The sequence below is a fragment of the Polynucleobacter corsicus genome (genome assembly GCF_018688255.1).
Classification (GTDB): domain Bacteria; phylum Pseudomonadota; class Gammaproteobacteria; order Burkholderiales; family Burkholderiaceae; genus Polynucleobacter; species Polynucleobacter corsicus.
Map to the genome: position 1 here is coordinate 1,649,931 of NZ_CP061314.1, position 23,445 is coordinate 1,673,375.

Here is a 23,445-nt window from a genome sequence, read left to right on the forward strand (position 1 = left end):
TTCAGTTATTTTTTAAGGCTTCTTTCGCCACCTTGGCAATATTATCTGCATTAACTCCAAAATATTTTCGCAATGCAGCTCGAGTGTCACTCCTGCCGAAACCATCAGTACCGAGAGTAATATACCCCCTAGCCTCGGGAATGTAAGCGCGAATACTTTCAGGTAGCGCATGCACATAATCAGTGGCAGCAATAATGGGGCCTCGCGCTTGAGCAAGTACTTGGGTAATAAACGGCAACTCAACGCCCTTCTCGCCCGCGAGATTTGCCTGCTCTTTAGTCTTACCATCTCGGGAAAGCTCGCTCCAGCTCGTCACACTAAAAATATCGACACTAATACCAGCATTGGCCAATTCATCTGCAGCCTTCAATACTTCAGTCATGATGGCACCAGAACCTAACAAGCTTACACACTTCTTGTTATCGCCATTTTTAGCATTAACCGTCTTAAATTTATAACAGCCACGAATCACGCCTTCTACTGCATTCACAGGTAAATCTGGTTGTGTGTAGTTTTCATTCATCAGGGTGATGTAGTAAAACAAATCTTTTTGATGTACCAACATGTCACGCATCCCTTGATCCACAATCACAGCCAACTCACCAGCAAAGGCTGGATCATAAGCTTTGCAGTTTGGAATAGTGCCCGCAACCAGTTGACTGCTGCCATCTTGATGTTGCAGACCTTCGCCACCTAAGGTAGTCCTACCAGATGTTGCGCCCAATAAAAATCCCCGTGCACGTTGATCTGCTGCTGCCCAGATAGCATCACCAATTCTTTGGAAACCAAACATCGAGTAATAGATGTAAAACGGCAACATGGCTGTGCTGTGGACGCTATAGCTCGTAGCAGCTGCTGTCCAGCTAGCAATAGCACCCGCTTCACTAATACCCTCTTCTAAGATTTGACCATCCAAAGCTTCGCGGTAACTCAGTACAGAACCAATATCTTCAGGCTCATAGCGTTGTCCTACGCTGGAGTAAATGCCAACCTGTTTAAATAAATTAGCCATACCAAAGGTACGCGCCTCATCCGCAACAATCGGCACAACCCGTGGGCCCAGCTCTTTATCTTTTAGTAAGTTACCAAGCATTCGCACAAATGCCATCGTAGTAGACATCTCCTTGTTTTCTGCCTTAATTGCAAAAGCTGCATAAGAATTAATATCTGGAACATTTAACTTGTCGCAAGTGGAATATCGCTTTGGCAATTGACCGCCCAACTGAGCACGCTGTTGTTTTAGGTACTGCATTTCATGGCTACCTTCTTCTGGCTTGAAGAATGCCAAGCTAGTAGCCTGCTCATCAGTCAATGGCAAATTAAAGCGATTGCGATATTCAATTAAGGCTTCATCGTCGAGCTTCTTCTGACTATGGGTAGTCATCTTTCCTTGACCTGCGCTACCCATACCGTAACCTTTTTTGGTATGAGCTAAGATCACGGTAGGCTGCCCTACATGGTTGGCGGCTGCATGATAAGCAGCATAGATCTTAACCAAATCATGGCCGCCACGCTTGAGTCGATCGATCCGTTCATCGGTCATGCCCTGCGCAAGGCGGGCAAGCTCTTCATTCTGACCAAAGAAGTTTTTACGGTTAAAGCTACCATCTTTTGCAGCAAAAGTTTGCATTTGGCCATCAACGGTTTGTGCAAAGGCCTTGACTAAAGCCCCGGTGGTATCTCTGGCAAATAAACCATCCCAATCACTACCCCACACTAACTTAATTACATTCCAACCTGAACCACGGAAAAGCTTTTCGAGTTCATCGATGATTCTGCCATTACCACGTACTGGCCCATCCAAACGTTGTAAGTTGCAATTAACGACCCACACTAAGTTATCCAGCTTTTCTCGTGAAGCTAAAGTGAGGGCGCTCATACTTTCTGGCTCATCCATCTCGCCATCACCAAATACTCCCCATACTTTTCTGGTGGTGCAGTCTAATAACTTACGATCAGTGAGATAACGCATAAAACGGGCGTGATAGATTGAACTAATGGGACCAATACCCATAGATCCTGTTGGAAACTGCCAAAAATCAGGCATGAGCCATGGATGGGGGTAGCTTGATAAACCTCTCGCACCAGAATCCGGCGCAGTGATCTCGCGTCTGTAATGGGCTAAATCATTTTCTGTGAGCCTACCCTCTAAATAGGCGCGCGCATATACGCCCGGCGCACTATGGGGCTGAAAGAAAACCAAATCGCCACGCTCTTTTGCATTCCCACCTTCTGCTCGAGCGCGGAAGAAGTGATTAAAGCCCACCTCAAATAAGTCTGCGGCACTTGCATAACTGGCAATATGTCCACCAAGCTCACCATAGGCTTCATTAGCCTTAGCCACCATGGCTAGGGCATTCCATCGCATTAATGATGCCAGTTTTTCTTCTGTTGCCAAATCTCCAGGGAATTCTGGCTGTTCATCAACAGGAATGGAATTGATATAAGGGGTAACTAAATCAGGCACCCAATTAATCTGATTTTTATTGGCCAGCTTTACTAAATTATCTAAAATAAATTTAGCGCGCTCACTATCCCCAGATGCGAGCAAATCCATAAATGCTTCATTCCACTCGGCAGTTTCAGCGGGATCCGCATCGATGTGCTCAAGGTTTAAGTACTTCTTAATGTCAGGCGCGTTCATGAAAATTTCCTTTGGACTGTCTTTGTTCTAGCTTTACAAAACTACTTTACGAAAATCAGCCAATAATTGAGCAAGATAGGTGGTGAAATGGGTTGCTAATGCACCATCAATTACGCGATGATCTGCCGTCATTGATAAAGGGCATATGAGACGAGGCACAAATTGGTCGCCATTCCAAACTGGCTTCATGACCGACTTATTTACTGCCAGAATAGCTACTTCAGGGGCATTAATGATGGGCGCACAGTAAGTGCCGCCGATACCGCCCAATGAAGAAATCGTAAAGCTTGCGCCCTGCATTTGATCTGGTTTTAACTTTCCTTCACGAGCTAGCTTTGCTAGAGCAGCCGTTTCTTCTGCAATTTCCAAAATACCTTTTTGATCTGCATTACGAATCACTGGTACCACTAAGCCAGCATCTGTATCCACAGCAAAACCAATATGGAAATATTTTTTGAGGATAAGGTCTTCGCCGTCAAGGGAAGCATTGAATGTGGGATATTTTTTTAATGCGACTACTGCAGCTTTGATTAAAAATGCCAATAGCGTGATCCTGACCCCATCTTTTTTAGATTCTGCATTAAGACGAGTGCGAAATGCCTCTAGATCAGTGATGTCAGCGTCATCGTGATACGTCACCGCCGGAATCATGACCCAGTTTCGGGCTAGGTTCGCTGCAGAAACCTTTTGAATACGTGTACGTGGCTGACACTCAATCTCACCAAACTTAGCAAAGTCTACTTTAGGCCATGGCAAAATATCAAAGCCCGCAATCCCTGCGTTAGGGCGCTCAGACACTAAGCCAATAGATGACATCATGCGCTTAATAAATTGCTGAATATCTTCTTTGGTAATCTGACCATTTAATCCGGTGCCAGAAACTTTTTTGATATCAACACCAAATTCGCGAGCAAATTTTCGTGCGGAAGGACTGGCCCAAGTTTCATGTCCTTCAATATTTTGTTTTACATCCTGACGAGTCATGAGCTCTGATGACTTTATTACAGGTGCCTCAATGGCCTTCGCTTTATTGATAATCTCTATTGTGGTTGATTCAATTTTCTGAACATCGCTTACCACATCCGCTTTTTCTTCAGCTTCCTCAAGAACAATGACTGAGCCTCCTTGAGAAAGGAGATCCCCAATCTTCACTTTGATTTCTTTAACAATGCCAGCATGTGAGGAAGGCACATCCATTGTGGCCTTATCAGACTCTAGCGTGAGAATAGATTGCTCCTTCTGAACTTGATCGCCAACTTGCACCAAGACCTCAATCACAGGAATATTTTGATAGTCCCCGATATCAGGAACAACAACCTCAATAGCCAAAGCCCCTCCAATAAGTATCAAAACTAAATATGAAAATTATTTTGGAATAATCCCACCAAAATAGGATGCTAATTATTGGCTTTAAATCTTAATTTTCAGCATAATATGCCGATATATTGCAACATTAAGGAATTTTATGAAACTAGATACGATAGATATCAGAATATTGAACGAACTGCAAAATGACAGTTCTCACAGCAATGTAGAGTTGGCTAAGCGGGTTCATTTATCACCCTCCCCTTGTCTAATGCGGGTCAAGGCACTCAAAGATAAGGGGGTTATTAGGAACTATGTAGCCCTGGCAGACCCAAAAGTTCTAGGACTGGGTCTAAATGTTTTTATCTCCATCAGCCTGAAGGAGCAATCCAAAGAGGCTTTGGCTGAATTTGAGAAGCGCATCTCTGAACATGATGAGGTCATGGAGTGCTACCTCATGACTGGAGATAGCGACTATCTCATCCGCGTCGCAGTTGCCGATATGGATGCCCTCGAAAAATTTATTTTGGAACAGCTGACACCCATTGCCGGCATTGAAAAAATCCGTTCGAGCTTTGCTCTGAAACAAGTTCGATATAAAACTGCCCTACCACTCCCTAAGTAAGTTGAGCACAAACCTCGTCATTTCATTTAGCGTAGACTTGCAATACTCAATGTAGAGAAATAATAATTATTTAGAGACAAGATTAACAAGGGAATCTATGAACCAAAACAATAAAGTAGCCCTCGTTACTGGAGCCGGTGTTGGGATCGGAAGAGCGGCAGCTAAAGCCCTACTTCATGGCGGCTATCAAGTGGTCCTTACTGGACGTAATGTAGATAAGCTTCAAAAGGCGATTGCTGATATTGGTGGTAATGCCGATAACTGCTTAGCAGTTGCCTGTGATGTTGGTAAACCAGATCAAGTGAAAAAACTGTTTGCTGCTATTAAAGAAAAGTTTGGTCGCATTGATGTGCTCTTTAATAACGCCGGCATTGGTGCTCCTGCAATCCCAATGGAAGATCTCACCTACGAACAATGGATGGATGTAGTCAATGCCAATCTTTGTGGTGCGTTCTTATGTTCACAGGAGGCCATTCGAATGATGAAGGCGCAATCCCCACAGGGCGGCAGAATTATTAACAACGGATCTATTTCCGCTCACGCACCAAGACCAATGTCAGCACCCTATACGACAACTAAACATGCTATTAGCGGTCTCACCAAAACGATTTCTTTAGATGGTCGCCCGTTCAATATTGCTTGCGGCCAAATCGATATTGGCAATGCCGCTACTGAAATGACTGAGCGCATGGCCGCAGGCATCATGCAAGCCGATCAGTCCATCAAGGTTGAGCCGCGCATGGATGTAGATCATGTTGGCCAAGCTGTTCTCCACATGGCCCAGCTACCTCTAGAGAGCAACATTCTCAATATGACCATCATGGCAACCAACATGCCATTTGTCGGTCGAGGTTAATCAAGTGTTCTTGTAAATTAGGCATTGAATTTTTAGATCCAAATAAAATTGTTTAATACTTTATTTCGTCCTCATCAATTAATGCTTATCTTTATCTTTGTATTTGTTTCTTCATTATTACTTTATGCGAATATATTTAAACCCGAGTCACGCACAAAAACTACATGGCAAACTGCAGTAAATGAAACAATAGAGGGGGAATTTTGCTCGAGTGTTAAAAAAGATCTTACTGCCTGGGAAATATCAAAAGACGTCGTTCACAGAAAAAGTTTTGAAAATCAGCTAACAACTACGATATCAAATATAAAAAGAAGTTTCGGCTATTTTCCGAAATTATTTACTGTGCCCCCAGAATTTCCAATTAAATATTACTTTGATGAAAGCAATACTCTTTCCTGCGATGGTGCAACTGCAAAGTGGTTAATTCTAGTTCCCCAAACATAGATGACATAATGACCTTTTTTGTTTACAGCACTCTTTGGGGCCATTTCTTAAAGTAATACTCAAAAAAATACCCGTCTACGTAGACGGGTATAAATTTGAAACTAGCTGGAGACTACAACTTTATCCTACCCCAATATCCTAAAAAGATAAAAACAAATTATTTCCCCCGTAAACCAAGATTATTCCGAGCTTTAGCTTAAGTTTAAGCTCTCTGACTATGACAGCAGACTGGCGTTACTTAAAGTAACGCTTAAAAGACAAAACCCCCACCATTACTGATGAGGGTTTGCATTTCTGGTGCGCCCACCAGGACTTGAATCTGGGGCCAAAAATTAATTACTTTATTTGACTACCGCTGCAGAAACCAGCTGCTTAATCATGCGGCGATAGTACGGTCGAATTGGGCCTGGAACTTGACTCATGACGACAACAGCCATCTGCTCCTTAGGATCAATCCAAAAGAATGTACCCGCTGCGCCAGCCCACATGTGTTCACCAGGAGAGCCATCAACAGATGCTAGGCCCTGACCTTGGCGAACCATAAAACCGAGACCAAAAGTGTAGCCATCAACACCCATCAGCAATTGACCAGGCGAAAGCGGTACCGTTGTTCTACTGCCCAACATATCAGATGCCATCAAATTAACTGTCATTGGCGACAAAATTCTTTGGCCATTTAACTCACCACCATTGAGCATCATGCTGGCAAAGTTTAGATAGTCACCAGCCGTACCTGCTGCCCCTGCACCACCCGAATCATTGTTTGGCTTGATGGTGACATCTAGCAACTTGATAGGAGCTTTATTAAATGGATCAGTTGTGAATGGCTCAGCAATACGTGACTGCTTATCCGCAGGGACAGAAAATGCAGTGTCCTTCATCTGCAAAGGAGTAAACAAACGCTCTTGTAGGAAATCCCCAAGACGTTTGCCGGAGGCTACTTCAACTACGCGACCCAACAAGTCTACGGACATACCGTATTCCCAGTTAGTCCCAGGCTGAGTACTTAATGGTGCCTTTGCAATACCCGTGATCATTTCTTGCGGGGTGACACGACGTTGATCATAGTCAGTACCGCCTGCCACATAAAGACCAGCATCGGTATATGCCTTCTTGATATTAGGATTGGAAGTAATTTCTGGGTAGCCAATTCCTGATGTGTGGCGTAAAAGATCCTGTACTGTAATTGGCTTTGCTGCAGGCACTAAGGAGTATTCCATATTGCCACTACTATCTTTTGTTCCTACGCTAACTTGCATATTGGCAAACTCAGGCATGAACTTAGAGATTGGATCGGCTAACTGAATCTTGCCCTCTTCTGCCAAAATCATTGCTGCAACAGATGCTAGCGGCTTGGTCATTGAATAGATTCTAAAAATAGAATCTTTGCTCATAGGCTTATTGGTGCTTTTATCTTGATAACCCACTACCTCTGAATAAACCAACTTTCCTTTGCGGTTGATCATGACTACCGCACCAGGAATATTGCCTTTATCTACCTCAGCCTGCAAAGAGGCCTTCACATTTTTCAATCTCGCAGATGACATGCCAACATCCTCAGGCTTTGCTGTTGGAATGTTTTGTGCAATCGCTAAGTTGCTGATAAAAAAGCTTGCTACAAGTAACTTATTAATAAGATTTTTTTGATATCGCATGTCGGTCTCCTTGTTGTATTAATTTCGAACGATAATAGCATGTGGTATTTTTCAACCCCAGCATAAATTTAGTGCAGCGCACAAAAATTGCCGGTTACCAATTCAATAGATAAACTAGTACTAACCCCAAACCCTCAAACGTGCGATATCGTGACAGTGCAGAGAAAAAATAAAAGGATGTTTCAAATCAAGGAAACATTCAATTAAATTAAAACTAAAAAAGGAGATTTAATGAAGATCAATGTATATGTGACACGTTTCTTAATGCTAATAGCGAGCGCTTGTATTGCACATTCCGCATTTTCCCAAAACTACCCAATAACACCCCTTTCAGAATCAGCTCTAAAAGCACCTCTTATTATTAACAAACAGGGGAGTTTCTTTGTTGGTGGTCAAGATGTCGAATCTAGCACCCTATCAACCATGCCAGCATTTGGCTCTAAAGGAACGATCACTCTAGATCAGATGTATGTGGCATATCAAATTCCTGTTAAAGCCAAGTCAACCTCCGTTGTCCTGATACATGGTTGTTGCCTAACGGGCAAGACCTGGGAGTCAACTCCAGACAATCGCATGGGATGGAACGAATACTTCGTCCGCAGAGGCTTTCCAACCTATGTCGTTGATCAAGTTGGACGTGGCCGCTCTGCAGTCAATGCGGCCTCTCAAATTAATGCAGTTAAAACAAATCAGGTTCCACCTGAAAAATTACCGACTGTAATTGCCGCTAGCCATGAGGGTGCCTGGCAAATCTTTCGTTTTGGTGCTGAATATCCAAAGACGTTTGAGAACCAAAGATTTCCCATTGCCGCACAAAAAGGCCTTTGGCAACAGATGGTAGCCGACTGGTACTACGGACTAGAAGAGCCTAACGCTACGCCAATAGCATTGTCAACGCTATCAAAAGAGCTCAAAAAAACTGTGTTGATAAGCCATTCACAATCTGGTATTTTTCCATTTAATTCTGCCAAAATTAGTAACGAAGGTATTGCAGGTATCATTTCTATTGAGCCGGCAGTATGTCCCTCAGCAGATTCTGATTTAACGCCTTACTTAAAAATACCCTCACTGGTCATGTTTGGGGATTTTGTTGAGTTATCAACTAGATGGGCTCCGCGATTAAAAGCCTGCCGAGAGTTTGTTACTAAAGTCAATGCGCAAGGCGGCAAGGCTGAATTACTCGTTCTACCTGAAATTGGCATAAAAGGAAATACGCATATGTTGATGCAAGATAACAATTCAATTGAGCTGGCTTCATTACTGAGTACTTGGATTGAAAAATGTCTATCAATTAAATAATTCTCTCTCACGCTATTTCTAAAAGATATTCAAGTATTTAGAAAAACATCACAGATGTAACGTAAAGTAGCAATAAAAAATACCAACCCGAAGGTTGGTATTTTCATTTCTGGTGGGCCCACCAGGACTTGAACCTGGGACCAAAGGATTATGAGTCCTCTGCTCTAACCAACTGAGCTATAGGCCCGTTAGTCTTTGGATCAATCCTCTTCGAGGAAGGTCTTGAGTTTGTCGCTGCGGCTTGGATGACGCATCTTTCTCAAGGCCTTGGCTTCAATCTGACGAATACGCTCACGCGTCACGTCAAATTGCTTACCCACTTCTTCGAGAGTATGGTCTGTACTCATCTCAACACCAAAGCGCATGCGCAGCACTTTTGCTTCGCGTGGCGTTAATGAATCTAGAACGTCTTTCACTACATCGCGCATCGAATCGTGCAAAGCTGCTTCAGCTGGGGCCAAGGTATTGCTATCTTCAATGAAGTCGCCCAAGTTGGAGTCCGCATCATCACCAATTGGCGTTTCCATGGAGATTGGCTCTTTAGCAATCTTCATAATCTTGCGAATCTTGTCCTCAGGAATTTCCATCTTGAGAGCCAAGGTTGCAGCATCTGGCTCATGACCAGTCTCTTGCAAGATTTGACGGCTAATACGGTTCATCTTGTTGATCGTCTCAATCATATGCACTGGGATACGAATCGTACGTGCCTGGTCAGCAATAGAACGGGTAATCGCCTGACGAATCCACCAAGTTGCATAAGTAGAGAACTTATAACCACGACGGTATTCAAACTTATCTACCGCCTTCATCAAACCGATATTACCCTCCTGGATCAAATCCAAGAACTGCAAACCGCGGTTGGTGTATTTCTTAGCAATCGAGATTACCAAACGTAAGTTGGCAACAGTCATTTCACGCTTTGCTTCACGGGTACGCTTCTCGCCAGCAGTCATCTGCTTGTTTACTTCTTTCAACTCTGGAAGTGGTAATACAACGCGCGTCTGAATATCAATCAACTTCTGCTGTAGTTCTTGAATCGCTGGAACGTTACGCTGCAGCAATGCGGTGTATGGCTTGTTTTCTTTGAGGAGCTTATTTACCCACTCTAGATTCATCGACATTTTTGGGAAGTCTTTTAATACCTCACCACGATTAACGCCAACCTTATCTACCAACAAGCTCACAATGCCGCGCTCGAGCTTCCAAACTTGGTCCACTTGTGAGCGCATGGTGTCACATAATTTCTCAACACTCTTTGCAGTCAAACGGAAGCCAAGTAACTCACCACGAATAGCTTCTTGCGCCTTGATATAAGCTGGGCAGTTATAACCCTCTTTATCAAAAGCACGACGCATCTTGTCAGACTGGGTGCGCACAATTGCAAACTTCTCTAGGGAGATCTGCTTTAATTCCTCGAGTTGTTTTGCGTTTGCTGTCGCTGCACCGCCGCCGCCTCCACCTTCATCTTCGCCGCCTTCTTCGTCACCCTCTTCAGCATCTGGGTCGATTTCTGGCTCTTCAGGTCCAAGCTTAATATCTTCGGCGTTTGGATCAACTAAACCATCGACAAATTGATCAATCTCCATCTCGCCGCTAGCAATCTTGTCTACGTTAGCCAAGATCTCGCCGATCGTAACAGGGCAAGCGGCCAAGGCCATCACCATGTCTTTAAGACCTGCTTCAATCTTCTTCGCAATCACGATCTCGCCTTCGCGAGTTAGCAAATCTACAGTACCCATCTCGCGCATATACATACGGACTGGATCAGTTGTACGACCGAACTCGGAGTCAACAGTAGCTAAAGCAGCTTCCGCTTCTTCTTCAGCCTCTTCTTCGGAAGTCGTTGCGGAAGCATTTTCATTTAGGAGCAGGGTCTCAGCATCTGGAGCCTGCTCATACACAGTAATGTTGATATCGTTCAAGAGACTGATCAATGTTTCTAATGCGTCAGCATCTGACAACTCATCAGACATCACGTCATTCATTTCGCCATGAGTTAAGTAACCCTTGGACTTACCCATCTTGATCAATGTCTTCAGACGAGTACGACGTAATTCTTGTTGCTCTTCAGAACCCAACTGTTGCGCTGCGAATTCTTTTAAGAGTGCTTTTTCTTTTGCCTTACGCTCACGTGCTTTTTGACGATCAGTGAGAACTGGTTCAGCACCTTCCGCAGCAGCATCCGCTTTTGGTTTGCGACCTTTTTTTACTTCTTCTGTCGCAACAAGCTCAGTCTCTAGCTCAACTGCTTTTGCTTTTTTACCCTTAGCTTCTTTGGCTTCCGGAACTTCCTTAGCCGCTTTAGCATCCTTGGCTGGCTTTAACTCAAGCTTAGGAGCGGCAGCTTTGGCTTTTTTAGGTGCTTCTACTTTCGCTACTGGCTTTGCCGCGGTCTTTGTTGGAGCTTTTGCTGCTGGCTTAGCGGGAGCCTTCACTGGCTTAGCTGGTGCTTTTGCTGTTACTTTAGATTTAGCTACTGGTTTGGCAGGGGCCTTCGCTTTTGCTGCTGGCTTGGCAGGTGCTTTTACTGGTGCCTTAGCTTTAGCAACTGGTTTAGTAGGCGTCTTGGCTTTTGCCGCTGGCTTAGCCGGTGCTTTGGCTTTGGCTACTGGCTTGGCTGCCTTTGCGGGGGCTTTAGCTTTAGCAACTGCCTTGGCTTTTGCCACTGGCTTGACTGGTGCTTTGGCTTTCGCTACTGGCTTGGCTGGTTTAGCTGCTGGTTTTTTCTTGGTATTAGGCATTTATTAGCACTTACTCACGTTACTGATGATTGTTCTCGACTGCTTAGGCGCAGCCACTTAGTCCACTTGCCCCAAATTTCTTCAAAATAAAGCGCAAGTGGCTGAATTAAATCGGTTTTTTTCTGGGAATAGAGGATTATAGTCGATTACGACTTTTTTACCCCCATCCGCACTCAAAATATGGGGTAAATTTCGGGTTTTTCTAGGGTGAAATCAGAAAATTCTTAGGAGAATTTCAATCTTTCGCCCAGTTCGCGATATCGTGCTCGATCTTGCTCTGTAGCAGTACTGCCAGCAATCTTTTGGGCGATTTCTGTCATTTCTGTTTTTAGGTGGGTAAGCTCCAGCTTTTTAAAGGCTCCATCTAAATCTGCCATCGCTCCTTCAATCTCTAAATCGGAGCCCATGACCCGCTTTCTTAGTACCTCATAGAGCGGGGCCAGCTCGCTGCGAGATAGTTGCTCTTGAAATAAAGCAAATGCGCCGGCGCCTACTGCTGGTGGCTTACCGTTTTCACTAGGAATCAATTCAACCTGATCGCACTGAGTCAATAAATCCTTCATGAGCTCTAATGCTTTTTCTGAGCGTAACTCGGAAGCCTGCAAAGCAAGCGCCCTCTTATTAGTATCCAAAGCTTTTCCTAAATGTGGAAACTGAATCAAGACGCGCAACATCTGCTCAGCTAAATCTGTAGGGGCTTGTGGAGGTGGGATATTGAGTACAGGGGCTCTTTTCGCTGAACCCTTAGAGGCCTGCCAAGGTGCGCCCTGAGTCCGGTTGCCGTTATTGGCTTGAACAAAGTTGGGTGCACGTTGATTTGTTGTTGCGTAAGAACCTTGCTGCACTGGTGCAGGAACTATCGTCAATCCACAGAAAGACTCTAACTCTGCCGGCGTTGAATTCGTTCGAATGGCGAGCTCACGCAAGATTTGCGTACGCAGAGCAATTGGCGGCATGGATAGCAACATCGGCTTTGCTGCATGGTGCGTTTGCGCCCTTCCTTCAGGCGTTGTCAGCTCGTGGTCTTGACTTGCAATCTTAAAAAAGAAGCTGGAGATCGACATCGCTTCTTTGATGACTTTTTCAAAGGCAGGCGCGCCATAGGCTCGGACATAACTATCGGGGTCGTGCTCTGTAGGTAAAAATAAGAAACGAATTTCTTTGTCATCCGACATTAACGGGAGGCACGCTTCCAGCGCACGTTGCGCCGCACGCTGTCCAGCAGAGTCACCATCAAAGGAAAATACAATCCGATCAGTTTGGCGCAACAACATGCGCACGTGGTTTGCAGTACAGGCCGTACCTAATGTAGCTACGGCATTAGGAAAACCCAATTGCGCGAGTGCCACGACATCCATATAACCCTCGCACACCAAAACATATTCTTGCGAGCGGATAGCCTGTCTAGCCTCGAACAGGCCATACAAGGTATTGCCTTTAGAGAACAAAGGTGTTTCTGGTGAATTTAAATACTTAGGCTCACCTTGATCCAAAATGCGTCCACCAAAGCCAATGGTCTGCCCCTTGGGATTGCGAATCGGAAACATGATGCGATCACGAAAGCGATCGTAGCGTCTTGCGGTTTGGTTATTGTCGCTCTGCTCACTCTGAATGAGTAAGCCACCCTCAAGCAAAGTCTTGGCCACTTCATCATTGGCATAAGTACCAAAGACTGCCTCAAGACCTTGCCAGCCATCAGGTGCGTAACCCAGGGAATACCGTTTAGCGATCTCACCAGTGAGACCGCGCCCCTTCAAGTACTCCACAGCACGCGGCGCTACTTTCAGTTGTTGGCGATACCAATCGGCAGCTGAACTCATCACTTCACTTAATGCCATGGTCTGCTGTTGGCGGGCAACATCATTCGCAGTACGCTCTTCACGCGGCACATCTAATCCTGCGGAACGTGCCAAGTCTTCAATGGCATCCACATAACCAAGACCGGAATACTCCATGAGAAAACTAATAGCAGAACCATGCGCCCCGCAACCAAAGCAGTGATAGAACTGCTTGGTAGGTGATACAGAAAATGAAGGGGATTTCTCAGAATGAAAGGGGCACAAACCCTGAAAGTTCGCACCTGCTTTTTTTAACTTCACGTGCTGCCCAACCACATCCACGATGTCGACCCGATTTAGTAAATCGGCAATGAAGGATTGGGGTATGAGAGCCATCAGTATGGGATGAGGCTGAACTTATTAACTTACTTAGCCAGCGCCACTTTTACTAAACCAGAAACTTTGCCCATATCGGCTTTACCAGCCAATTGACCTTTAAGAACGCCAATCACTTTACCCATATCCTGTGGGCCAGCAGCACCAGTCGATGCCACTGCTGCAGCTACCGCCGCCTCTACTTCTGCATCAGATAACTGTGCTGGTAAGTAGTCTTGCAGAATGACCATTTCAGCTGCTTCGATCGCTACTAAATCATCACGATTGGCTTTTTCAAATTGAGAAATAGAATCTTTGCGCTGCTTAATCATCTTTTCAATCGTAGCGATGACGCTGGCATCATCCATCACAATGCGATCATCTACTTCACGCTGCTTGATGGCTGCTAATAGAAGACGAATAGTTCCAAGGCGTGCCACTGCTTTTGCACGCATCGCGTTTTTCATATCTTCAGTAATTTGATCTTTCAGACTCATGGTATTTTTCTCTGGTATTCAATATCTCATACATTGCTGGCGATTCAAAAGCAAAAACCCGCTGCGTTTCACCGTCAGCGGGTTTCAAAGCCTCTCGGTGAGGAGAGCTTTTAAATTCGATTAGTAAAGCTTTTTAGGCAACATCTGGCTGCGAATACGCTTGTAATGGCGTTTAGCAGCAGCGGCCTTTTTACGCTTACGTTCAGCCGTTGGCTTCTCGTAGAACTCGCGGGCACGCAAGTCGGTCAAAAGGCCATTCTTTTCAATGGTGCGCTTGAAACGGCGCAATGCCACTTCAAAAGGTTCGTTCTCACGGAGGCGGACTGTAGTCATACTTGTTTAACTCGTATATGCTCGAAAAATATCGATAAATTAACTGAAAAGCGATTCTAGCACGACCAAGTACAAAAATGATTGTTTTAGGCATAGAAACTTCTTGTGACGAGACCGGGGTGGCCGTATACGACACCACCCCCTGGGAAAACCACGCCCCAGCCCATCAGGGCATCCTAGGACAGGCACTGCACTCCCAAATTGCCATGCATCGGGACTATGGGGGCGTTGTCCCAGAATTGGCCTCTAGAGACCATATCAGGCGGGTTTTACCCCTTTTGGATGACACTTTGTATGAGGCTGGGCTCAAATTAAAAGATATTGATGCGGTAGCCTATACCCAGGGCCCCGGATTGGCTGGTGCCCTACTCGTGGGGAGTGCTTTTGCTAAATCCCTAGCCCAGGGTCTGAATTTGCCCTCGATTGGGGTGCATCACCTCGAAGGACACCTGCTTTCACCACTTTTAGGGGTTTCTGTACCAGAATTCCCTTTTATCGCCCTTCTAGTCTCGGGCGGACATACCCAGCTGATGCTGGTGAGCGGGGTTGGTAAATACCAACTTCTGGGTGAAACCTTGGATGATGCCGCTGGCGAAGCCTTTGATAAAACAGCCAAATTACTGGGCTTGGACTACCCGGGCGGAGCTGCTATCTCCAAATTGGCAGAAAAAGGCCAATCCGGACGCTTCGATTTGCCCAAGCCAATGCTGCACTCAGGGGATTTGGACTTTTCTTTCTCCGGACTCAAAACAGCAGTTCTAAACCAGGTGAAAAAATTTGAGGCATTAGGCATTACTGATTCTGATGAGATAGCAACTTTTCATGCGGATCTCGCACGAAGCTTTGTCGATTCCTTGGTCACAGTACTCGTCAGCAAATCAGAGAAGGCGCTTAAGCAAACTGGCTGCAAACATGTTGTGCTGGCAGGTGGCGTGGGTGCCAATTTGCAATTACGCGCAGCTCTTAATGCGAGCGCTCAAAAGAATCGATTTGAAGTGCACTATCCACCTGTCGATCTATGCACTGATAACGGTGTGATGATTGCATTTGCTGGAGCGCTGCGCATGTTGGCAGAAAATAATGGCTCAACTACTTCAGGCGCTTTTGATATCAAACCCCGCTGGGATTTGGCGAGCAATAATCTTAATTAGTCAGACTAATTTTGGCGTAGGCGCTGTGGTTGTGAATCGACTCAAAATTCTCAGCTTCAACCACTAAAGACAAAATACGCTGATCGTCTTTGAGCTGACCCGCTACATCGCGCACTAAGTCTTCCACAAACTTCGGATTGTCATAAGCACGCTCGGTAACCCACTTCTCATCAGGGCGCTTGAGCAAACCCCACAACTCGCTGGAGGCTTGGCTCTCAGCGGCTGCAACCAAATCTTCTACCGTCATCTTAGTCTGTGAATCAAGCTCTACTGACATCGTCACGTGTGAGCGTTGATTATGCGCACCATACTCCGAAATCTCTTTAGAGCAAGGGCATAGACTCATCACCGGAACTACAGCGCGCAGGTTTAACTCAACATCAATTGCACCGGACAGATTTTGCTTTGCCTTTGCAGTCCAAGTCACTTCGTAATCCATTAAGCTTTCAACGCCAGATACGGGTGCAGCTTTTTTTACAAAGTGTGTATAGGTAAATTGAATACGACCTTCACTTGCATTAAGCAGTGGCAACATCTCACGCACCATAGCAACTACAGATGCACTATCAATAGGTTCATTGTGTTTTTGCAAGAGTGCAATAAAGCGAGACATGTGAGTGCCCTTCACATGCGCAGGCAAAGCCACATCCATTTCAAAATTACCAACCGCAGGCATCACACCCGTCTGAGTGCGAATATTCAATGGATGGCGCAAACCCCGAATCCCCACCTGCTCAATTGGTAAAGCGCGCCCATCATGCGAAGACTGGATGTCTGGCATGGATTGCGTTTTGAGGAAGGCGGTGTTGATGTCGTTCATGGCTCTATTTTCAGGCAAAAATGACTTATTTGCCTACAGCCGCAGGATTTGCAGCAATTTTAGCCGGAAAACGTAGGGAAATAGCCTTTGCAATCCCCGCAATGTCCAAGCCACACTGACTCATCAGGAGTTTGTAATCGCCATGCTCGACGAATGCATCAGGAAGACCTAATTGCAAAAGGGGTTTGTTTATCCCCATTGCAGAGAGTGCCTCCAAGCACGCACTACCTGCGCCACCCTGAATCGCACCATCCTCAATTGTCACAAAATAATCATGATCTTGCGCCAAGGATTTGAGCAGCTCCAAATCCAATGGTTTAACAAAACGCATATTGGCAACTGAAGCATCTATTTGTTCAGCCACTTCAAGTGCCGGATAGAGCAAGGTTCCGAAAGCCAATATTGCTATGCGCTGACCCGCAGGCGCGCTCGACTGACGACGCACTTCACCTTTACCCAATGGCACAGTACGTAACTCTTGAGAAGGAATGGTTCCAACACCGGCGCCACGCGGATAGCGCACTGCACTAGGGTGCGGCTGATGAAATGCGGTCGTCAATAAATCACGGCACTCCGCTTCATCTGCCGGCGTCAAGACCAACATATTCGGAATGCAACGCAAGTATGGAATGTCGTAAGCACCAGCATGGGTTGCGCCGTCTGCACCCACTAAGCCAGCACGATCCAAAGCAAATAAGACCGGCAGATCCTGAATCGCGACATCATGAATGAGTTGATCGTAGGCGCGCTGCAGGAATGTTGAGTAAATCGCCACTACTGGCTTCATACCTTCACATGCCATACCAGCAGCAAAAGTCACTGCATGCTGCTCAGCAATACCGACATCGTAATAACGCTGAGGAAAATTCTTTTCAAACTCTACCAGGCCAGAGCCTTCACGCATTGCGGGTGTAATACCCACTAGCAATGGATCGGCTTGCGCCATATCACACAACCACTCACCAAATACTTGAGTGAAGGTTTTTGGAGAAGAGGTAACAGACTTCTTAACACCCTCTTCCGGATTGAACTTACTGGGGCCGTGATACAGCACTGGGTCAACTTCAGCCAACTCATAGCCCTGACCTTTGCGAGTGACTACATGCAAGAACTGGGGACCGCGCCCCTCAAGCGCCAAGCGGCGAACATTTTGCAACATCGGAATGAGGGCATCTAAATCATGACCATCGATTGGGCCGAAGTAGTTAAAACCAAACTCTTCAAAAATAGTGGATGGCGAGACCATGCCCTTAGCATGATCCTCTAAGCGTTTTGCAAACTCACGCAAAGGCGGCGCAATAGATAAAACGCTATCGATACCCTTCTTTGTTGCAGAGTAAATATTGCCGCTCAATAATCTAGCAAGGTGCCGATTGAGTGCACCTACTGCTGGCGAGATCGACATATCGTTGTCATTCAGAATGACCACTAATGGTAGGTCCTCATACACGCCCGCATTGTTCATAGCTTCAAATGCCATACCGCCAGTCATGGCGCTATCGCCAATCACTGCAACAGCGACTTGCTTCTCGCCCTTGGTTTGGAAAGCGCGAGCCATACCCATCGCTGCAGAAATACTCGTTGAAGAGTGGCCGGTACCAAAGGCATCGTATTCACTTTCAGCGCGACGTGGAAAGCCTGACAAACCATCTAACTGGCGCAAGCTACTCATACGCTCACGACGACCAGTTAAGATTTTGTGCGGATAACTTTGGTGGCCCACATCCCACACAATTCGGTCCTGCGGGGTATCAAATACATAGTGCAAGGCAATGGATAACTCGACCGTACCTAAGTTAGAAGAAAGATGTCCGCCCGTTTTGGATACCGAATCCAACACAAATTGACGTAATTCATCTGCAAGCGCAGGAAGCTGCTCGCGAGAGAGTTTTTTTAGGTCTGCAGGTGAATGAATGGAATTTAAAGTCATCAAATCTTTAGTAATCTTATTTATCTCTATTAACCACTAATAGAGCTAAATCTTTCAGGGCTTGGGCTTTAGCGCCAAAACTCTCTAAGCTAGCAATCGCCGTTTCTTGTAAATCGGTTGCTGCTTGCTTGGCATAGTCTAAACCCATCAAGGTCACATAGGTGGGCTTGTCATTGGCTGCGTCTTTTCCTGCGGTTTTACCCAAGGTTTGACTATCTGCAGTGGCATCCAAAACATCATCCACAATTTGAAAGGCCAAGCCTAAAGCTTCAGAGTAATTTTTGAGATGCTGCATTTGAGTCGAATTTAGCTTGGCAGCAATACCACCCATCTGCACTGAACAAGAAAGTAGAGCCCCTGTTTTCATCGCATGCATTTGCTTTAAGCCCGCAAGATCTAGTTTTTTTCCCACGCTCTCAAGATCGATTGCCTGACCACCAGCCATGCCACGCGAACCCGATGCACCAGCTAATGCACTAATCATTGCCAGGCGCGTATCAGCATCGCACTGGGTATTTGCTAAAACCTCAAATGCGCGGGTCTGCAATGCATCACCAACCAATAAAGCAGTCGCCTCGTCATAAGCCTTATGCACGGTAGGACGTCCACGGCGTAAATCATCGTCATCCATACAAGGCAAATCATCATGCACCAAGGAATAGGCATGAATACATTCAATGGCAAACGCAGCAGAATCTAAAGCAGTATTTTTCTCTTCACTGAAATCATCGCCTAACTCACCAGCGGCGTAAACCAATAAAGGACGAATGCGCTTGCCGCCACCTTGAGCGGCATAACGCATCGCTTCATGTAAACGTGCGGGATGAGCATTCGCTGCATCGAGCAATCTATCGAGAGCCAATTCCGTTCGCTGCCCGTGAGCGCGAACCCAATCTTCAAATGAAAGTGCGTTGTTCATAAAAGTAAAGCCTTAGGGCAGCTTACGCCTCCAATACCCGAACTTGCTGCTCAACTTGAGCAAGCATGGCCTGGCAATGTTTTAGGAGTGCTGCACCACGTTGATAAGCCAAAAGCGTCTCCTCCAAAGAGAATTTGCCTGATTCCATATCCGAAATCAGCTTTTCCAGCTCCTTGACAGCCTGCTCATAACGCAAATTAGGGTCGATTTGTAGCTCAAGACCGGGCTTCTGATCTTCAGATTTCTTCGCTGGCATTGGCTTATTTCCTTCAAATTTCTTAGAGATGTAGTCCTATATATTAAAGCGAGACGGGGGTTAGATGGGTATAATCGCTTCCTTCCTTTCCAATATCGATCCGTCGATGGTTGGATTGGTTATTCCGCTTAGCTTCGGCTGACGTTTTCGGGGGTGGGGAGAATGACTAATCTGGCTACCGCGCAGCAGCTTGCGCCGTCCAACTTACAACTGCCGGTTTCGGCCTATTTTGACGTTGATCTCTATCAGCGTGAAATTGAACTGCTTTTTAAGCGGGGCCCAGGCTATGTTGGTCACGAACTCATGGTTCCCGAGATGGGCTCCTACCAAACTCTGACAGCCGAGAATGAAGGCCGCTTATTGGTTCGAAACCAGGCGGATGTTGAGCTACTGTCCAATGTCTGCCGTCATCGCCAAGCACTCATGCTCAATGGCAAAGGTAAAGCAGACAATATTGTTTGCCCCTTGCATCGCTGGACCTACGATTTAAACGGTCAACTCATGGGCGCACCCCATTTTGAAGATAAGCCTTGCCTTAATCTCGGTAAATCGCCCTTGCAGAATTGGCAAGGACTCCTATTTGAAGGTCCACGTGATGTGCGTACTGATCTAGCCAAGCTTGGCGTAGCTGATGATCTCAACTTTGAGGGTTACATCCTCGATCATGTTGAAGTTCATGAGTGCAATTACAACTGGAAGACTTTTATTGAGGTCTACCTTGAGGACTATCACGTAGTACCTTTTCATCCAGGCTTAGGTAAGTTTGTTTCTTGCGAAGACTTGCACTGGGAATTCGGTGACTGGCACAGCGTGCAGACAGTTGGCATTCACAAGGACTTAGAGAAGCCTGGCTCACCCGTTTATCAAAAGTGGCATGAAGCAGTGTTACGCCATCACAAAGGCAAGACACCACGCCATGGTGCTATCTGGCTTACCTACTATCCCAATGTGATGGTTGAGTGGTACCCAGGTGTTTTATGTGTTTCCACCTTACACCCGATGAGTCCCAATAAAACACGCAATGTCGTGGAGTTTTATTACCCTGAAGAAATCGCTCTCTTTGAACGCGAATTCGTAGACGCAGAGCGTGCAGCCTATATGGAAACCTGCATTGAAGATGATGAAATTGCGGAGCGCATGGATGCTGGTCGCGCTGCCCTGCTAGCCCGCGGTCAAAATGAAGTGGGCCCATACCAAAGCCCCATGGAAGATGGCATGCAACATTTTCATGAATGGTACCGTCGTGCCATGAACTATCAAGGCGCATAATTCAGTAACGCCCATCACGCCCTCTATAGGAAGCCATCATGACGCCGCTCATTACTGCAAATCAATTAGAAGAAATTATTAACAGTGGTGAGAATGTATTGCTCTGTGATTGCCGCTTTGATTTAGTCGATCCACTAGCCGGTCGCAAGTCATATTTAGAGGGCCATATTCCAGGCGCACTCTATGTCGATCTAGACCATGATTTATCTGGTGAAAAGACAGGCAAAAATGGTCGTCACCCACTTCCCACCCCAGAAGCTTGGGCCCAAACCAAATCTCGCCTAGGCTTTGACTCCAACACCTTAGTAATTGCCTACGACAATCAGGGCTCTGTATATGCCAGTCGCCTCTGGTGGATGCTCAAAGCCACTGGCCATGCCAATGTACAAGTCTTAGATGGCGGCCTAGATGCTTGGAATGGCCCCATCGGCACAATGCCACGCGAGGCAAAACCAACCACAACGCCGGTACCCACCATGTCTTATGTTGGCTTAGTGACGGTAGAAGAGGTTGTTCACAATCTCCAGACTAAAACGAATGTCGTGATTGATGCTCGTGCAAATGATCGCTTCCATGGTCAAAACGAAACCTTAGATCCTGTTGGTGGACATATCCCCAACGCAATTAATTATTGCTTCAGAGAAAATCTCTCCAGAAAAAGTTTTAAGACCCCAGAACAACTCTTCAAAGACTTTGTAGATCTTTTGGGCTCAAGCAAAGCTTCTGAAGTGATTCATCAATGTGGTTCTGGAGTCACGGCCTGTCATAACCTACTAGCTATGGAAGTCGCAGGCCTCAAGGGCTCACGCGTGTACGCAGGTAGCTGGAGCGAATGGTGTGCCGACCCGAGCCGACCAGTGGCACTTTAATGCAAGAGCGAAAGCAGAATGACCAAGCCAACACCACCGGCAATCAAAATCGTTTGACGTAAAGACTCAGCCCAATGTGGGCGCCGATGCATTTGTGGAATCAGATCACTTACCGCAATATAAATAAAACTACTTGAGGCGATCACCAATAAGTAAGGCATTGCCGCATGAGCCCTCTCCAAAAAGAAGTAAGCCAATACGCCACCTAATACCGCAGCCAAGCCACAAATCAAGTTGTACATCAAAGCACGGGTGCGGGTAAATCCAGCATTCAGCAATACGATGAAATCACCAATCTCTTGCGGAATCTCGTGAGCAATGATGGCAATCGCAGTAAAGATACCCACCTGGTAATCCGCCATAAAGGCGGCAGCAATCAAAACACCATCCACAAAATTGTGTATGCCATCGCCGACCAGAATCATCCAACCGCTTCTACCCGCGACCTCTGCATCATGACCATGGTGATGATCATGGCCATCCCCTTCGTGATGATGGCTATGACGCAATAAAGAAATTTTCTCGAGCAAGAAAAAGCCTAAGAGCCCTGCCAGCAAGGTAGCAAATAAGAGCTGAGGGTTCACGCCCGGCATCGTAAAGGCTTCGGGCAATGAATGTAGCAAGGCGGTGGCCAGCAAAATACCAACTGACACACTCACCATGCTATTGACCATCTTTGATAGCAAAGACAAAGAAAAACTCGCGGCAACGAGAACGCTAGTAGTTCCCGCTAGCGCTGTTACCAACAAAATGCTTTGCAGTACTGACATGGGAATTAGGCAACCCCGTTTTGTTTAAACCAGGCAATGCATTTTTCCCAACCATCTTTTGCAGGACCTTCGCGATAGGTAGCACGATAGTCCGCATGGAAGGCATGCGGTGCATCAGGATAGATTTCAAAACGAGATGCTTTGGCTGCTGGATTTTTGGGAGCTGCTTTGGCAAGTGCTTCACGCATTTGCTCAACACTCTCTAGGGAGATGCCAGTATCAGCACCACCATACAAACCCAGCACTGGTGCCTTGAGATCAGCAGCAATATCCACTGGGTGGCGTGGATTGCCTTCCGTTTTCTCACCAATGACACGACCATACCAGGCTACACCAGCCTTAACTTGAGGCAGTGTGGCCGATAGCCAAGTAATGCGACCACCCCAGCAAAATCCAGTAACGCCTACTTTTTTCAAGTTGCCGCCATTCTTGCCAGCCCATACTAAGGAAGCCTGTAAGTCATTAAGAACTTGAGCATCCCCCGTTGGGGCAACGATATTTTTTTGAATCTCGGCAATAGTGCCGTAAGTGTTCGGATCGCCAGCGCGCGTAAAGAATTCTGGGGCAATGGCCAGGTAACCTAATTTAGCAAAACGTCTAGTGATATCGGCAATGTATTCGTGCACACCGAAGATTTCGCTGGCAACAATCACAATCGGCAAACTGCCTTTGACCTTATCAGGACGAGAAACATAAGCAGGTAGCTGAAAGCTGCCCACTGGAATCATTTGCTCACCCGCTTTAATGCCAGCGAAATCCGTTTCGATCGCTGCGGCCATGACTGGCTCAGAAGCGGCTACAAAACCAATCCCCATAGTGGTTGCGGTAATAGCGGAGGCCTTCATAAAACCTCTTCTATCGCTAGACACCATTTTTGAATCCTGATCTTTTTTAGTTGTCATCTCTTAG

The 23,445-nt window shown here is 46.1% G+C and carries 20 protein-coding genes and 1 tRNA gene; 7 read left to right on the forward strand and 14 right to left on the reverse strand.

Features of this window, described 5'->3' with window-relative positions; all coding sequences use genetic code 11:
- Position 1 precedes the first annotated feature (1 nt).
- Together mdeB and aceF are read right to left on the reverse strand one after the other, a co-directional pair.
- On the reverse strand, positions 2-2,644 hold the full coding sequence (gene mdeB, locus C2747_RS08590; protein WP_215331273.1) for an alpha-ketoglutarate dehydrogenase: 2,643 nt from the start codon (positions 2,642-2,644) through the stop codon (positions 2-4).
- 33 nt (positions 2,645-2,677) lie between these two features.
- On the reverse strand, positions 2,678-3,994 hold the full coding sequence (gene aceF / locus C2747_RS08595; protein ID WP_215331275.1) for a dihydrolipoyllysine-residue acetyltransferase: 1,317 nt from the start codon (positions 3,992-3,994) through the stop codon (positions 2,678-2,680).
- 115 nt (positions 3,995-4,109) lie between these two features.
- Between aceF and C2747_RS08600 the strand changes: the two genes are divergently transcribed.
- The 3 genes from C2747_RS08600 (at position 4,110) to C2747_RS08610 (ending at position 5,874) form a co-directional block, all read left to right on the forward strand.
- Entirely contained in the window at positions 4,110-4,574 is a 465-nt protein-coding gene (locus C2747_RS08600; protein WP_215303349.1) for an Lrp/AsnC family transcriptional regulator, read from the forward strand.
- Between the two features lie 97 nt (positions 4,575-4,671).
- Positions 4,672-5,430 carry an SDR family oxidoreductase gene (locus C2747_RS08605; protein ID WP_215331277.1) on the forward strand — a complete coding sequence of 253 codons (759 nt, stop codon included), beginning with the start codon at positions 4,672-4,674 and terminating at the stop codon, positions 5,428-5,430.
- A 48-nt stretch (positions 5,431-5,478) separates the two neighbouring features.
- Positions 5,479-5,874: a hypothetical protein gene (locus C2747_RS08610; protein ID WP_215331279.1), complete on the forward strand. Its 396-nt coding sequence runs from the start codon at positions 5,479-5,481 to the stop codon at positions 5,872-5,874.
- Positions 5,875-6,215: 341 nt separating this feature from the next.
- Here the strand turns inward: C2747_RS08610 and C2747_RS08615 are convergent, their stop codons facing one another.
- Positions 6,216-7,529 carry a serine hydrolase domain-containing protein gene (locus C2747_RS08615; RefSeq protein WP_215331281.1) on the reverse strand — a complete coding sequence of 438 codons (1,314 nt, stop codon included), beginning with the start codon at positions 7,527-7,529 and terminating at the stop codon, positions 6,216-6,218.
- Positions 7,530-7,760: 231 nt separating this feature from the next.
- Here C2747_RS08615 and C2747_RS08620 point away from each other — a divergent pair, with 231 nt between their 5' ends.
- Positions 7,761-8,828 (forward strand): alpha/beta hydrolase family protein, encoded by a 1,068-nt coding sequence (locus C2747_RS08620; RefSeq protein WP_215331283.1) that lies wholly within the window; start codon positions 7,761-7,763, stop codon positions 8,826-8,828.
- A 110-nt stretch (positions 8,829-8,938) separates the two neighbouring features.
- On the opposite strand, the gene C2747_RS08625 is transcribed toward C2747_RS08620, so the two are convergent.
- The 5 genes from C2747_RS08625 to rpsU form a co-directional block, all read right to left on the reverse strand.
- Positions 8,939-9,015: transfer RNA gene (locus C2747_RS08625), tRNA-Ile, on the reverse strand.
- A gap of 13 nt (positions 9,016-9,028) precedes the next feature.
- A complete protein-coding gene (rpoD, locus tag C2747_RS08630) occupies positions 9,029-11,569 on the reverse strand; it encodes an RNA polymerase sigma factor RpoD (protein ID WP_215331285.1) in 2,541 nt (846 codons plus the stop codon).
- A gap of 224 nt (positions 11,570-11,793) precedes the next feature.
- Positions 11,794-13,743 (reverse strand): DNA primase, encoded by a 1,950-nt coding sequence (gene dnaG / locus C2747_RS08635; RefSeq protein WP_215331287.1) that lies wholly within the window; start codon positions 13,741-13,743, stop codon positions 11,794-11,796.
- Between the two features lie 29 nt (positions 13,744-13,772).
- A complete protein-coding gene (locus C2747_RS08640) occupies positions 13,773-14,219 on the reverse strand; it encodes a GatB/YqeY domain-containing protein (RefSeq protein WP_215331289.1) in 447 nt (148 codons plus the stop codon).
- A gap of 120 nt (positions 14,220-14,339) precedes the next feature.
- The gene (gene rpsU, locus C2747_RS08645; RefSeq protein WP_011903537.1) at positions 14,340-14,552 is read right to left on the reverse strand and encodes a 30S ribosomal protein S21; all 213 of its coding nucleotides are present in this window, start codon (positions 14,550-14,552) and stop codon (positions 14,340-14,342) included.
- Between the two features lie 77 nt (positions 14,553-14,629).
- Between rpsU and tsaD the strand changes: the two genes are divergently transcribed.
- A complete protein-coding gene (gene tsaD / locus C2747_RS08650) occupies positions 14,630-15,703 on the forward strand; it encodes a tRNA (adenosine(37)-N6)-threonylcarbamoyltransferase complex transferase subunit TsaD (RefSeq protein WP_215331291.1) in 1,074 nt (357 codons plus the stop codon).
- On the opposite strand, the gene folE2 is transcribed toward tsaD, so the two are convergent.
- The 4 genes from folE2 to xseB are packed head-to-tail and all read right to left on the reverse strand — an operon-like array spanning position 15,696 to position 19,628.
- Positions 15,696-16,523 carry a GTP cyclohydrolase FolE2 gene (gene folE2, locus C2747_RS08655; RefSeq protein WP_215331293.1) on the reverse strand — a complete coding sequence of 276 codons (828 nt, stop codon included), beginning with the start codon at positions 16,521-16,523 and terminating at the stop codon, positions 15,696-15,698. The two genes, tsaD and folE2, sit on opposite strands and share 8 nt — an antisense overlap.
- Before the next feature lie 25 nt (positions 16,524-16,548).
- Positions 16,549-18,453 carry a 1-deoxy-D-xylulose-5-phosphate synthase gene (dxs, locus tag C2747_RS08660; protein ID WP_215331295.1) on the reverse strand — a complete coding sequence of 635 codons (1,905 nt, stop codon included), beginning with the start codon at positions 18,451-18,453 and terminating at the stop codon, positions 16,549-16,551.
- A gap of 16 nt (positions 18,454-18,469) precedes the next feature.
- Positions 18,470-19,372 carry a polyprenyl synthetase family protein gene (locus C2747_RS08665; protein ID WP_215331297.1) on the reverse strand — a complete coding sequence of 301 codons (903 nt, stop codon included), beginning with the start codon at positions 19,370-19,372 and terminating at the stop codon, positions 18,470-18,472.
- A gap of 22 nt (positions 19,373-19,394) precedes the next feature.
- Positions 19,395-19,628, reverse strand: a complete 234-nt coding sequence (gene xseB / locus C2747_RS08670; RefSeq protein ID WP_215331299.1) for an exodeoxyribonuclease VII small subunit — start codon at positions 19,626-19,628, stop codon at positions 19,395-19,397.
- A 162-nt stretch (positions 19,629-19,790) separates the two neighbouring features.
- Between xseB and C2747_RS08675 the strand changes: the two genes are divergently transcribed.
- Positions 19,791-20,897: an aromatic ring-hydroxylating oxygenase subunit alpha gene (locus tag C2747_RS08675; RefSeq protein ID WP_215331301.1), complete on the forward strand. Its 1,107-nt coding sequence runs from the start codon at positions 19,791-19,793 to the stop codon at positions 20,895-20,897.
- A 38-nt stretch (positions 20,898-20,935) separates the two neighbouring features.
- Positions 20,936-21,766 carry a sulfurtransferase gene (locus C2747_RS08680; protein WP_215331303.1) on the forward strand — a complete coding sequence of 277 codons (831 nt, stop codon included), beginning with the start codon at positions 20,936-20,938 and terminating at the stop codon, positions 21,764-21,766.
- Here C2747_RS08680 and C2747_RS08685 read toward each other — a convergent pair.
- Together C2747_RS08685 and C2747_RS08690 are read right to left on the reverse strand one after the other, a co-directional pair.
- Entirely contained in the window at positions 21,763-22,536 is a 774-nt protein-coding gene (locus C2747_RS08685) for a ZIP family metal transporter (protein WP_215331305.1), read from the reverse strand. The two genes, C2747_RS08680 and C2747_RS08685, sit on opposite strands and share 4 nt — an antisense overlap.
- Positions 22,537-22,541: 5 nt before the next feature.
- Positions 22,542-23,438 carry a dienelactone hydrolase family protein gene (locus C2747_RS08690; RefSeq protein WP_215331307.1) on the reverse strand — a complete coding sequence of 299 codons (897 nt, stop codon included), beginning with the start codon at positions 23,436-23,438 and terminating at the stop codon, positions 22,542-22,544.
- Between the last annotated feature and the right edge of the window lie 7 nt (positions 23,439-23,445).